This is a genomic window from Bradyrhizobium yuanmingense, assembly GCF_900094575.1.
Classification (GTDB): Bacteria; Pseudomonadota; Alphaproteobacteria; order Rhizobiales; family Xanthobacteraceae; genus Bradyrhizobium; species Bradyrhizobium yuanmingense.
The window spans coordinates 347,237-360,055 of the sequence record NZ_FMAE01000001.1 but is presented as its reverse complement, the minus strand read 5'-3'; the positions used below and the strand labels follow the sequence as shown (position 1 = coordinate 360,055).

Sequence of the window (12,819 nt, the reverse complement as noted above, 5' to 3'; positions counted from 1 at the left end):
TCACTGATTGACACTACGCAACACGCTGTCGACGGCCGTGCCCAGCTTGTCGACGATCAGGTCGATTTCGTCCGCCGAGGCGATATAGGGCGGTGCCAGCAGCACGTGGTCGCCGCGCACGCCATCGACGGTACCACCGGTGGGATAGCAGCCGAGGCCACCGGCAAAGGCCTCCGCCTTGATCTTCTGGTGCAGCTTGAGGGCCGGATCGAACGAGGTGCGGGTAGCGCGATCGGCGACCAGCTCGATCGCCCAGAACAGGCCGCGGCCCCTGATGTCGCCGACATGGCGATGATTGCCGAAGCGTTCGGTCAGGCGCTGCTCGAGCTGCTTGCCGCGCTCCTTCACGCGGTCGAGCAGGCCATCCTCGCGGATCACATCCTGCACCGCGAGCGCCGCAGCGCAGGCGAGGGGATGCGCCAGATAAGTGTGGCCGTGCTGGAACGCGCCCGAGCCTGCGCGGATGGTGTCGATGATCTTGCCGCTTGCCAGCATCGCACCGATCGGCTGATAGCCGCCGCCGAGCCCCTTTGCGATCGCCTGGATGTCGGGGGCGAGACCTTCTTGCTCCCACGCATGCATCGTGCCGGTGCGGCCCATGCCGCACATGACCTCGTCGAGAATGAGCAGCGCACCGTGACGGTCGCAGATCTCGCGCATCGCTTTGAAGTAGCCGTCCGGGGCGGTCACGGCGCCGGCGGTGGCGCCGACGACGGGCTCGGCGAGGAAGGCGGCGACGGTGTCGGGGCCGAGCCGCTGGAACTCGGCTTCGAGGTCGGCGGCGAGGCGCGCGACGAACCGCGCGTCCGACTCGCCCTCGCGCTTCTCGCGATAGGCGAACGCCGGCGTGACGTGGCTGAAAGCGGTCGAGAGCAGCGGCGCATAGGGAGCGCGACGCCAGGCATTGCCGCCGGCGGCGAGCGCGCCGAGCGTGTTGCCGTGATAGCTCTGCCGCCGCGCGATGAAGTGCTGCCGCTGCGGTTCGCCGCGCTCGATGAAATATTGCCGCGCCAGCTTGATGCTGGCTTCGATCGCCTCCGATCCGCCGCTGACGAAATAGGCGTAGGCGAGCCCGCCGGGCTCGTGTCCGACCAGTGTTTCAGCAAGTGCTTCCGCCGGCTCGGAGGAGAAGAAAGCCGTATGCGCATAGGCGAGGGTGGACGCCTGCTTGGCCATCGCCGCGATCACGCGCGGATGCTGGTGGCCGAGGCAGGAGACCGCCGCCCCGCCGGAGGCATCGATGATGCGACGTCCGTCCTCGGCGAAGAGATAAACGCCCTCGCCGCCGATCGCCTTTGGCGGGGTTTCGCGCAGCGAGCGATGCAGCACGCGGCTGGTGCGAGTGCTCATGGGTCAACCTTTCTCCGGGACGTAGGTGGAGGCAGCAGTGAGCCGCGCCTCGGTGTTTTCCAGCCGCTTCTTCGCGGCGGCGCCGCCGAGCGAGAATGTGACCGCCGCGAGCGACTGCGCGATCGCGATCGCGCCCGTGAGACTGGGGAAAAAGCCGGGCGAGGAGGCTGCCTCGAACAGCAGCACATGGTCGGCGCCTTCGGCCATCGGTGCCGACAGGCTGTCCGCAATCGCGATCAGCGTCGCGCCGCTGCGATGCGCGGCCTGCGAGACGCGGACGCTCGCATGCGTGTAAGGCAGGAAGCCGATGACGATGACGGCTTCGCTGGGCCGGAACGCGCCGAGATCGAGGTCGTCGGGCCCGGACGTGCCGACGAGCTGCACCTGTTCGGGCCGGAACAGGCGCAGCTCGTAGTTCAGGAGTTCCGCGACGCTGCGGCAGCTGCGATAGCCCGCGATCCAGATCCGCTTGGACTCGTGCAGCGCGCGCGCCGCTTCCGCGATCGGCTGTGCCGGGATGCGCGGAAGGCCGGCGGCCTCGGCCTCGAGCTTGTCGAGGATGAGCGTAACATCGGCGTTCGGCCCGTGACGGCGGCCTCTTGTGCGGCCGGAGAAGGGCGCGGTCTGGGACGGCCGCCGCGCCTCGGTCAGCGCCGCACGCAGCTCGTCCCATCCGGAATAGCCGATCGCTTTCGCAAGCCGCGTGAACGCGGCGGGATCGGCACCGGCTTCCGCTGCGAGATCGCGCATCGAGCGGGTGGTGGCATCGTAGTCGTTGGCGGCGACGAAACGGCCGACCTCCTGTAAGCGCAGGGGGAGCGACGGCAATGCGATGCGCAGTTCGCTCAAGGGCGAGGATTTCGCGGGCTCGGCCATGAAACATTTGTTGCATGAATCTGAGTTCGATGCAACAGTTGACGTGCGTCGCCGGAAACCGCTGCATTCGACGAAGGATTTTTGTGCTGTGACCGCCGATCATCCCAGGCCGCCGCCGCGCCGCCGCTTCGTGCTCGGCCGCAACCAATTGAAGGGCCTGTTCTGGCAGGTCCTGGTGGTCGGCATCGCGATCGCAGTGATCGCCTTCCTCTGGTCCAATACCGTCACCAATCTGTCGGCCCGCCGCATTACGACCGGCTTCGCTTTTCTCGGCCGTGAGGCCGGTATGCCGATTGCCGACAACCTGCTCGCCTACAATCCTGGGGATACCTACCTCTGGGCCTTCGTCGTCGGCGTCGCCAACACCTTGCGCGTCGCCGTGATCGGTATCGTGCTCGCGACGATCCTCGGCACCCTGATCGGGATCTCGCGGCTGTCGGCCAATTGGTTGCTGTCGCGGCTTGCCGCGGTCTATGTTGAAACGCTCCGCGACATCCCGCTGCTGCTCCAGCTGCTGTTCTGGTACGTGCTGATGCAGGCGCTGCCGGCTGCACGTGCCGCCTGGCGGCCCGTCGAGGGCATATTCCTGTCCAATCGCGGCCTGATCCTGCCTGCGATCCCGTTCGGTCCGCCGCAACTCACGGTGCTCGGCACCGCGGTGCTGGGCTGTGCGGTGTTCTTCCTCTTCCGTCGCTGGTTGGTCGCACAGCAGATGCGCGACGGCAAGCCGCGGCCGGCCTGGCCGTCTGCGCTCGGCCTCATCGTCGTGGTGCCGGCGGCGGTCTCGCTGGTGCTCGGCGCGTCCTGGACGGTCGAGTGGCCGCAGCTGCGCGGCTTCAATTTCGTCGGCGGGCTGACGCTCGCGCCGGAATACTTCGCGCTGCTGATCGCACTGGTGACCTACACCTCCGCCTTCATCGCCGAGATCGTGCGCAGCGGCATCCAGTCGGTGCCACGCGGGCAATGGGATGCCGCCAACGCACTCGGCCTGCGTCGCAGCTTCATGCTGCGGCAGATCATCTTGCCGCAGGCGCTGCGCGTCATCGTGCCGCCGATGACGAGCCAGTATCTCAACCTGACCAAGAACTCCTCGCTCGCGGTCGCGATCGGCTACCAGGACGTGGTCTCGATCGCCAACACAACGCTGAATCAGACCGGACAGGCCATCGAAGCTATCGCGCTGATCATGGCGGTGTTCCTGACCATCAGCCTTTCGATCAGCTTCTTCATGAACTGGTACAATGCGCGCATCGCGCTGGTGGAGCGCTGATCATGACCGCGATCACGGACATCCCCGATGCACCCCGGACCGCCCGCCGACCGCAGCTGGGCAATCCGGTGCTGCACTGGCTGCGCAAGAACCTGTTCTCCTCGATCCCGAATGGGATCATCACCGTTCTGCTAATGGTGCTGCTCGCCAAGGGCATTTTCAGCTTCGTGCAATGGGGCATCGCCAATGCGGTCTGGCTGACGCCCACCAACGATTCCAGCGCCTGTCGCGCCGCGCGTGGCCTCGGCGCCTGCTGGGCCATCGTCCCCGAGAAGTATCGCTTCATCCTGTTCGGCACCTATCCGTTCGACGAGCAGTGGCGGCCGGCACTGTCGGTCGTGCTGTTCATCGCACTGTACTACCTCTCGACCCGCCGCGCGCTGTGGCGGCGCGAGCTGGTCTATCTCTGGATCGGTGCACTGGCGGTGATCAGCGTGCTGATGTGGGGCGGCGTGCTCGGCCTGTCCTTCGTCTCGCAGGACCGCTGGGGCGGCTTGCCCGTGACGCTGATCCTGGCGACGTTCGGCCTCGCTGTCGGCTTTCCGCTCGGTATCCTGGTCGCGCTCGGGCGGCGCTCGAAGCTGCCGGCGATCCGCTCGCTCAGCGTGCTCTATGTCGAGCTGATCCGCGGCGTGCCGCTGGTGAGCCTGCTGTTCATGGCGAGCGTGATGTTTCCGCTATTCATGCCGGCCGGATTCAACATCGACAAGCTGCTGCGCGCACAGATCGCGATCATCCTGTTCGCCGGTGCTTACCTCGCCGAAGTGATCCGCGGCGGGCTTCAGGCCGTGCCGCGCGGGCAATATGAAGCCGCCGACGCGCTCGGCCTGTCCTACTGGCGCAAGCACCGGCTGATCATCCTGCCGCAGGCTATCCGCCACGTCATCCCGCCGCTGGTCAACACCTTCATCGCCTTCTTCAAGGACACCAGCCTGGTGCTGATCATCGGCATCTTCGACCTGCTGACGACGGCGAAGACCGCGATCATCGATCCCGCCTGGCAGCAGTTTTCGGTCGAGGTCTACATCTTCGTGGCCGCGATCTACTTCGTCTTCTGTTTCGCGATGTCGCGCTACAGCCGGACCTGGAGGCGCCGACAACGCCGAAGTGACGGTTTCTCGTTTGGTGCCGCTTGTTTGCGCTTGCGCCGATTTCCGATCTTGATCTCTAATACCAGAGGTTGCTCCTGCGGTCGACTTGGCGAGGCTGTCATGCGCGTGGCCGTTTTGCGGCAATTCACCGCCGCCCAGATTTGCGTCCTGATCTTCACAACCGCTCTCGGCGTGTCATCGTGCGCCGCGGAGGGGTTGCGGCGCTATCGCGCGCCGATCGGTGAGAGTTCGATTTCGGGAATTTCGTCGGGCGCGTTCATGGCCGTTCAGTTCGGCACGGCATGGTCGTCGGTGATCAAGGGCGTCGGTGTGGTCGCGGGCGGCCCTTACTGGTGCGCAAAGGCGGACGCGTTCGACGCCGTCACCTGGTACTGGGGGCCGATCCGGCGGGCCACGGGTGCATGCATGAAAGGGCCGGCGTCGGATCTGAATCCGAAGGATTTTACGGCAAAGGCCGACGCGAAGGCCGCAGCGGGCGAGATCGACCCTCTCAGCAATGTAGGCAGGCAGAAGATCTATCTCTTTCACGGCTACAATGACGCGATCGTCGACAAGGCCGCGACCGATGCGGCCGCCGATTTCTATCGCCATTATCTGGGGGATGCTAATCGCGGCAACTTGTTCTATCAGGCCACGCTCGGCGCGGGCCACTCGTTCGTCGTGGCGAAACAGGGCGCACCCGGGCTCAACGACTGCAAGGCCAACACGGCGCCCTATATCGACCAATGCGGCTATGACCAGGCCGGCGTCATCCTGCAGCATATTTACGGCCGCCTGAATCCGCCCAATGCCGCGCAGCTTGCAGGTTCGGTGAAGAGCTTTGATCAATCGATCTATACCACGCCGCATCTGCCCGATGCGCTGAGCATGGGCGATACCGGCTATGTGTTCGTACCTAGGGATTGCGAGCAGGGCAGTCCGTGTCGAGTCCACGTCGCGCTCCACGGATGCAAGCAGGACGTCGCCGATATCGGACGCAGATTCGTGGATGAGGCCGGCTACAATGAGTGGGCGGACACGAACCGAATGATCATTCTCTATCCGCAGACCAAGACCAGCCCATACTGGCCAAGCAATCCGCAGGCCTGTTGGGATTGGTGGAGTTACGTCAACCATCAGGATAGCTACGTGACGAAGTCCGGATCGCAAATCAAGGCGATCAAGGCGATGCTGGATGCGCTCACGGCCGCTGCCGCGGCGCCCGCCGGCGCGACCGCGCCCTCGCTATCGGCGCCGCAGTCGCTCACGGTGATCGATACGTCGGATAGCGGCGCTGACCTGGCCTGGTCTCCAGGAGACGACGGAACGACCTACCGGGTTTCGCGTGCGGGACCCGATGGTGCGTTCCAAGCGGTTGGCGACGTGACAGGCGCGAGCTTTGGGGATTCCGGTCTGACGCCGAAAACAACATATCGATGGCGTGTCTCGGTCATTCTGAACGGGGCGGTGGGGCCGAGCTCCGAGGAGGCGACCGGCACCACGCGATCGACGCCTCCTCGCTGCGCCAATCCCGGCTCCTGCCCGATCGCCAAATAGCGAACCGAGCAACCGTCCCAGCCTGGAGGCGGCCAGCGGGAGGTGAGGTCTCGTGTCCCGGCTCTGCGACGCAGCGCTGGCGCGCTGCCCCTTGTCCGGGACACGAGAGTGAGGCTAGTCCTTCACCTTCGGATCGATCGGCGTCGTACCGCGCAGGCCCAGAATATCCTCCAGCACCTTCGCTCCGGCAATCACCTGCGCATCGGCGCGCGGCGCGCCGACCACCTGCACGCCGACCGGCAGGCCCGAGGCCGTGAAGCCGCAGGGCAGGGAGAGAGACGGGCAGCAGGCCAGCGTGATGGCGTAGACGATGCCGAGCCACTCGACGTAGTTTTCGAACCTCTTGCCGGCGCATTCGGCGACATAGCGATGCTCGATCGGGAAGGGCGGAACGATCGTGGTCGGCGTCAGCAACAGATCGTAGCTCTTGAAGAACTCGACTGCCCGCGCCGTCATGCCGACGCGCTGCGCCTCGGCGCGCGCGAGCTGCTCGACTGTGAGCTTCAGACCCTCCTCGATGTTCCAGATCACCTCGGGCTTGAGCAGGTCGCGCTTGGTGCGCAACAGATTGGCCTTGGTGATCGCAAAGTCGAAGGCGCGCAGCACGTGGAAGCATTCATGCGCCTCGCGCCAGTCCGGATGCGCCTCCTCGACGATGGCGCCGGCTTCGGCGAAACGTTCGGCGGCCTTTCGTGTGATCGCCTTCACTTCGGGATCGACCGGGGTGATGCCGAGATCGGGCGAATAGGCGATGCGCCTCGGCCGCTTGCCCGCCTGGGCCGCCGACAGGAATGAGGTTGCGGGAGCCGGCAGCGACAGCGGATCGTCGGCATAGTCGCCGCTCATGGCATCCAGCAGCAGCGCGAGATCCTCGACGTTGCGCGCCATCGGGCCGACCACGCCGAGATTGCGATCGATGCCGGACTTAGGGGTATGCGCGACGCGGCCGATGCTCGGCCGCATGCCGACGACGCCGCAGAAGGCCGCGGGGCTGCGCAAGGATCCGCCCATGTCGGAGCCTTGGGCGAGCCAGGCCATGCCGGTCGCCAGCGCCACCGCCGCGCCGCCGGAGGAGCCCGCGGCCGATTTCGTCGTGTCCCAGGGATTGAGCGTCGCGCCGAACACCTCGTTGAACGTGTTGGCACCGGCCCCGAACTCCGGCGTGTTCGACTTGGCGTAGACGACCGCGCCGTTTGCCTCGAGGTTCTCGACCATGAGGTCAGACTTCGCGGGAATGTTGTCCTTGAAGATCGGCGAGCCCTGCGTATTCAACACACCCGCAACGTCGGTCAGATCCTTGATCGGCACCGGCAGCCCGGCGAGCAGCCCGCGCGCACCGGCCGGCTTCTGCATCAGTGTCTTCGCACTCTCCCGCGCGCGATCGAAGCACAGCGTCGGCAGCGCGTTGACCTTGCCGTCGACCTCCTGGATGCGCGTCTCCACCACGTCCAGGAGCTCGAGCGGCGAGACGTCGCCGGAGCGCAGCTTGTCGACGACGGTGCAGGCGGTTTCGCGGATCAGATCCTGGGACACTTAGTTTGCTCCTGTCCTTATTCGAGGGCTCGTCATTGCGACGAGCGAGGCGACTAAGCAATCCAGACCGGTTGCCACAGAGGCATTCCTGGATTGCTTCGCTGCGCTCGCAATGACGAGAATAGAGTTAACCCCACCCGGCGCTGATGCCGCCGTCGACGGTGTAGATCACGCCCGACGTATAGCCGGCGCGATCCGACGCCAGGAACGCCATGAGGTCGCCGATCTCGCGCGCATGCGCGGGACGGCCGAGCGGCAGGCTCTTCTGGAATTCCTTGTAGCGGCTCTCGTCGCCGAACTGGTGCTTGGCCCGCGTCTTGAGCAGGGTGACGTGGCGGTCGGTGCCGACGGGGCCGGGATTGATGCCGACCACGCGGATGTTGTCGCCCAGGCTCTTGCCGCCGAGCGCCCGTGTGAACGCCATCAGCGCGGCATTGCCGGCGCTGCCGCAGATGTAGTTGGCGTCGAACTTCTCGCCGGCCGCGCCGATGTCGTTGACGATGACGCCGCCGCCCCTGGCTTTCATCTGGGCGTAGATGTAGCGAGTCAGGTTGATATAGCCGAACACCTTCAGTTCCCAGGCGTGCCGCCAGGTCGCCTCGTCGATCTTGCCGATCGAGCCGCCCGGGATGTCGCCGGCATTGTTGACGAGCACGTCGATGTCGGCGGCTTCCTTCGCCAGCCGGGCCACGTCCTCCTCCTTGCGCAGATCGACGATGCTCGTTGTGGCGTCGATCTGGTGCGCGGCGCGCAAACGGTCGGCCAGCGCCTTGAGCTGATCGCCGCTACGCGCCGCGAGGAGGAGATGCGCGCCTTCCTCGGCGAAGGCCTCGGCGGCGGCTGCGCCAATGCCCTTGGACGCGCCGGTGATCAGGACGCGCTTGCCGCGCAGATGCAGATCCATGGGGATACTCGTTCGTGGGAACAGGATCAAATCAGTAGGCGCTTGGCCGCGCCATGGTCAACATTGCAGTGCAGCGTTGCACTGCCGCCGCGTTTGGTCCATTGCAGTGCAGTCAGAAGGCGGCGACTGCCGGACCAACCAAGGACGTTCTCGATGAGCAAGAAACAATACCGGATCGCGGTCATTCCCGGCGACGGCATCGGCAAGGAGGTGATGCCCGAGGGCCTGCGCGTTTTGGAGGCGGCGGCGAAGAAGCACAACGTCTCGCTGCAATTCGACCATTTCGACTTCTCGTCTTACGACTATTACGAGAAGCACGGCCAGATGATGCCCGACGACTGGAAGGAGAAGATCGGCAAGCACGATGCGATCTATTTCGGTGCGGTCGGCTGGCCGGCCAAGATCCCGGACCACGTCTCGCTGTGGGGCTCGCTGATCAAGTTCCGCCGCGAGTTCGACCAGTACGTCAACCTGCGCCCGGTGCGGTTGATGCCCGGCGTGCCGTCGCCGCTGGCGGGGCGCAAGCCCGGCGATATCGATTTCTGGGTGGTGCGCGAGAACACCGAAGGCGAATATTCCTCGGTCGGCGGCCGCATGTTCCCGGACACCGACCGCGAGTTCGTGACGCAGCAGACGGTGATGACCCGTACCGGCGTCGACCGCATCCTGAAATTCGCCTTCGAGCTCGCGCAGTCGCGGCCCAAGAAGCACCTGACCTCGGCGACCAAGTCCAACGGCATCTCGATCACCATGCCCTATTGGGACGAGCGCGTGGAGGCGATGGCCAAGAAGTTTCCAGGCGTGAAGTGGGACAAGTACCACATCGACATTCTCACCGCGAACTTCGTGCTGCATCCGGACTGGTTCGACGTCGTGGTCGGCTCCAACCTGTTCGGCGACATCCTCTCCGATCTCGGCCCGGCCTGCACCGGCACCATCGGCATCGCTCCGTCCGGCAACATCAACCCGGAGGGCGATTTCCCATCCGTGTTCGAACCGGTGCACGGCTCGGCGCCCGACATCGCAGGCCAGGGCATCGCCAACCCGATCGGCATGATCTGGTCCGGCGCGATGATGTTCGAGCATCTCGGGGAGAAGGAAGCCGGCAAGTCGATCGTCGAGGCGATCGAGCGCACGCTCGCCGAACGCACGCTGCGCACCAAGGATCTCGGCGGCAATGCCGACACGACGGCGTGCGGCAAGGCGGTTGCGGATATGGTGGATTAGTTCGCCGCTTCACCCTCTCCCCTTGTGGGAGAGGGTGGCTTCGATGCGAAGCATCGAAGACGGGTGAGGGGTCTGTTTCCGCAGAGGCAGACCTATCAGCCGTAAAATTGTTCGCCGAGAGAACCCCTCATCCGGCGCTTCGCGCCACCTTCTCCCACAAGGGGAGAAGGGAACGGCAGCAGTGCTTTGGCCTACGACTACACATACGACTTCCGCGACGGATCGAATATCGGCGGATAGTCGTTCTCGTCGAGCAGATCGAGAAACGGATCGAGCCCCCTGGACTTGATCAGCCCGAGCTCCTGATGCGAGATCAGGTTCACGGTCAGGATCTCCACCGGATCGCCCGCAATCTCCAGCGCCTCGGCGATCTCCTTGTCGGGGCCGATGATCGGTGTGAGCAACAGGAACGTCTGGAAGTCCGTTCCTGCAACCGGCGGCTACGGAAGCGCGACGCGATGGCCGAAGCCGAACCAGGTCGTGTCGATGAACGGCAGATTGGCCAGCCAGCGCAGATTGGCGCAAACGTCCTGCGTCGGCTCGCGGACGTACCACATCAGCTCGGCCCGGGGCTTCGCGTCGCCGGGGACGCCGTGCATCCGTTGCTCGCTCATCCCGTTGGTGAGAAGGACATAGCCTTCGTCGGAGCCCTCCTGGCAGACCGGGACGAAATCGCGGCCGAAGGCGTGGATGTCGATGCGGCGCTCTGCGTTATCAGTGAATGTGCGCTCGGGCTCGCCAAGCTCGCTCTCGTAGATGGCGAGCCGTTGCCGGTAGAGATCGGATCCGGGCGACGGAAGGTTTGAGCCGGACACGAATTTTGCGAGACGGGAGAGCATGCGAACCTCGGGCGGATGCAATCGGATATCCGCATTGTCGCAAGGTCATGCGGGGCGGTTCAAACCCGTGCCGCGAGCACGTCGACATTTCGCCGCCGTCCAGTCTCTCTTGCGCGATTGGTCATGAGGCGCGAGGCGACGCCGAGGAGCGCGCCTCGCTCCGATCAGCTCGCGATCTTCTCGATCGCCGTCTGTTCCAGCCCGAACTTCTTCCCGGCATCCAGGATCTCCTGCCAGGTGGTTGGGTCGACCGGGATGCCCTCGGCGAGACGTTTCTTCTTGATCTCGCGCTCCGGCTCGCCCGCGATTCTGACCTTGTCGACGCCGGGGGCAGGCGGCGAGCCGGTGTGCCAGCTCACGAAGCTCTCAACTTCGCGTGCAAGGTTCTCGCCGGTGCCGAGCTTGCCCGGATCGATGACGATCGAGAGCATGCCGTTAAGGACGTTGTACTTGCCGTCGGACGAGCCCTTGACCACCTGGCCGCCGGAGAGCGCGCCGCCGAGGATCTCGCACACCAGCGCAAGGCCCGAGCCCTTGTGCTCGCCGAACGGGAGGATGGCACCGTAGGGCGGAATCACGGTGTAGCGCGGATTGATCGTGGGCTTGCCCTCGTGATCAATGATGGTGCCGACCTCGAGCTCGACGCCCTTGTTATGGGCAACACGGGTCTTGCCCTGCGCGATCCTGCTGGTGGCGAAGTCGAGCACGATCGGATCCTTGCCGGCGCGCGGGATGCCGACGCAGAACGGATTGGTGCCGTGGCGTGCGTCGCTGCCGCCCCAGGGCGCCACGATCGGGCGCGAGATCACGTTGACGAAGTGGATCGAGACCAGCCCGTGGTCGATGCACTGCTCGGCCCAGTGGCCGATGCGGCCGATGTGATGCGAATTTGAGAGGCCGACAAGGCAAACACCGTTCTTCTTTGCGCGCTCGGCCGCGAGCTCCATCGCTTCATGGCCGATCACCTGGCCGTAGCCGGTGAGGCCGTCGAGGGTGAGAAGCGGGCCGGTGTCGAGCACGATCTTGACGTGCGAATTCACGGCGAGGCCGCCATTGGTGACGCTCTGGACGTAGCGCGGAATCATGCCGACGCCGTGCGAGTCGTGTCCCTTCAGATTGGCTTCGACGAGATTGGTGGCCACGAGCTCGGCCTCGCGGTCCGAGGAGCCGCCGGCCCTGACGATGGCATGGATGGCCTTGGTGAGCGACTCTGCCTTGATGATGCGATAGTCGGCCATTGTTGTTGCTCTTATCCCTTCACGATCCGGCGGCAATGGACCAACGCCGCTTCAATCAGGTTCTCGCTCGCCTCCGGTGTGCGGAAGGCCGAATGCGCCGACAACGTCACGTTCGGCAGCTTCGTCAGCGGATGATCGCCGGGCAGCGGCTCGATGTTGAAGACATCAAGGCCGGCGTGGCGGATATGGCCGGACTTCAGCGCCTCGATCATGGCGGCCTCGTCGACAACAGCGGCGCGGGCGGTGTTGATGAGAATGACGCCGCGTTTCATAGCAAGGATCTTCTCGCGCGTGATCATGCCGCGCGTCTCGTCGTTGAGCAGCAGGTGCAGCGACACCACGTCGCTTCTCGCCAGCACGCTGTCGAGATCGGTAAATTCGACCCCCGGATAGCTCTTCGGCGAACGGTTCCAGGCGATCACCTTCATGCCGCTGCCGGACGCGATGCGCGCGACCTCCGCGGCGATGCCGCCGAAGCCGATCAGGCCGAGCGTCTTGCCGGTGAGCTGCATGCCGTCCTCGCGCAGCCAGTTCCCGGCCCGCATCTCGCGGTCCATCATCGCGATGACGCGGGCCGACGCCCACATCAGCGCGATCGCGGATTCCGCAACCGCCGTGTCGCCGTAGCCCTTGATCAGATGCACGGAGATGCCGAGCTCGGCGAGCTCTTCCGGATTCATGTAGCTGCGCGCGCCGGTGCCGAGGAACACGACGTGCTTCAGCCCGGTGCATTTCTTCGCGACCTCGGTCGGCAGCGCGGTGTGGTCGACGATCGCGATCTCGGCGCCGTCGAGGACTTCCGGATATTGCTCGGGCGTGATGTCGGGATTCCTGTTGATCCGCACCTTGGGATCGCCAGGCTTCTCCAGCCGCTCCATGATCACGGCCAGCGATTCATTGGCGTCGACGAAAACTCCGCGCATGGTTCTCTCCG

Annotated in this window: 9 protein-coding genes and 2 pseudogenes; 4 read left to right on the top strand and 7 right to left on the bottom strand. The window is 65.1% G+C overall.

All coding sequences use genetic code 11. The features are described from left to right. Window positions 1-1,350 carry an aspartate aminotransferase family protein gene (locus GA0061099_RS01550; protein WP_036025726.1) on the bottom strand — a complete coding sequence of 450 codons (1,350 nt, stop codon included), beginning with the start codon at window positions 1,348-1,350 and terminating at the stop codon, window positions 1-3. 3 nt (window positions 1,351-1,353) lie between these two features. Next, a complete protein-coding gene (locus tag GA0061099_RS01545; RefSeq protein ID WP_074447505.1) occupies window positions 1,354-2,226 on the bottom strand; it encodes a MurR/RpiR family transcriptional regulator in 873 nt (290 codons plus the stop codon). 88 nt (window positions 2,227-2,314) lie between these two features. Between GA0061099_RS01545 and GA0061099_RS01540 the strand changes: the two genes are divergently transcribed. The 3 genes and pseudogenes from GA0061099_RS01540 to GA0061099_RS43405 all read left to right on the top strand — a co-directional run bounded on the left by GA0061099_RS01540 (window position 2,315) and on the right by GA0061099_RS43405 (window position 6,144). Continuing rightward, a complete protein-coding gene (locus GA0061099_RS01540; RefSeq protein ID WP_036004908.1) occupies window positions 2,315-3,496 on the top strand; it encodes an amino acid ABC transporter permease in 1,182 nt (393 codons plus the stop codon). A gap of 2 nt (window positions 3,497-3,498) precedes the next feature. Then, window positions 3,499-4,581, top strand: a pseudogene (locus tag GA0061099_RS01535) (amino acid ABC transporter permease); the annotation flags it as partial. After that, window positions 4,561-6,144 carry an extracellular catalytic domain type 2 short-chain-length polyhydroxyalkanoate depolymerase gene (locus GA0061099_RS43405; RefSeq protein WP_478209839.1) on the top strand — a complete coding sequence of 528 codons (1,584 nt, stop codon included), beginning with the start codon at window positions 4,561-4,563 and terminating at the stop codon, window positions 6,142-6,144. The pseudogene GA0061099_RS01535 and the gene GA0061099_RS43405, both read left to right, overlap by 21 nt. Before the next feature lie 114 nt (window positions 6,145-6,258). Here GA0061099_RS43405 and GA0061099_RS01530 read toward each other — a convergent pair whose 3' ends face one another. Further along, window positions 6,259-7,677: an amidase gene (locus GA0061099_RS01530; RefSeq protein ID WP_036025722.1), complete on the bottom strand. Its 1,419-nt coding sequence runs from the start codon at window positions 7,675-7,677 to the stop codon at window positions 6,259-6,261. Window positions 7,678-7,804: 127 nt separating this feature from the next. Beyond that, window positions 7,805-8,581 carry an SDR family oxidoreductase gene (locus GA0061099_RS01525; RefSeq protein WP_036025720.1) on the bottom strand — a complete coding sequence of 259 codons (777 nt, stop codon included), beginning with the start codon at window positions 8,579-8,581 and terminating at the stop codon, window positions 7,805-7,807. A gap of 153 nt (window positions 8,582-8,734) precedes the next feature. Here GA0061099_RS01525 and GA0061099_RS01520 point away from each other — a divergent pair, with 153 nt between their 5' ends. After that, on the top strand, window positions 8,735-9,808 hold the full coding sequence (locus tag GA0061099_RS01520; RefSeq protein ID WP_036025718.1) for a tartrate dehydrogenase: 1,074 nt from the start codon (window positions 8,735-8,737) through the stop codon (window positions 9,806-9,808). Between the two features lie 197 nt (window positions 9,809-10,005). Here the strand turns inward: GA0061099_RS01520 and GA0061099_RS01515 are convergent. The 3 genes and pseudogenes from GA0061099_RS01515 to GA0061099_RS01505 all read right to left on the bottom strand — a co-directional run bounded on the left by GA0061099_RS01515 (window position 10,006) and on the right by GA0061099_RS01505 (window position 12,808). Further along, window positions 10,006-10,647 (bottom strand): annotated as a pseudogene (locus tag GA0061099_RS01515) (suppressor of fused domain protein). Between the two features lie 164 nt (window positions 10,648-10,811). Then, a complete protein-coding gene (locus GA0061099_RS01510) occupies window positions 10,812-11,885 on the bottom strand; it encodes a malate/lactate/ureidoglycolate dehydrogenase (protein WP_036004878.1) in 1,074 nt (357 codons plus the stop codon). Between the two features lie 11 nt (window positions 11,886-11,896). Beyond that, entirely contained in the window at window positions 11,897-12,808 is a 912-nt protein-coding gene (locus GA0061099_RS01505) for an NAD(P)-dependent oxidoreductase (protein WP_036025717.1), read from the bottom strand. Between the last annotated feature and the right edge of the window lie 11 nt (window positions 12,809-12,819).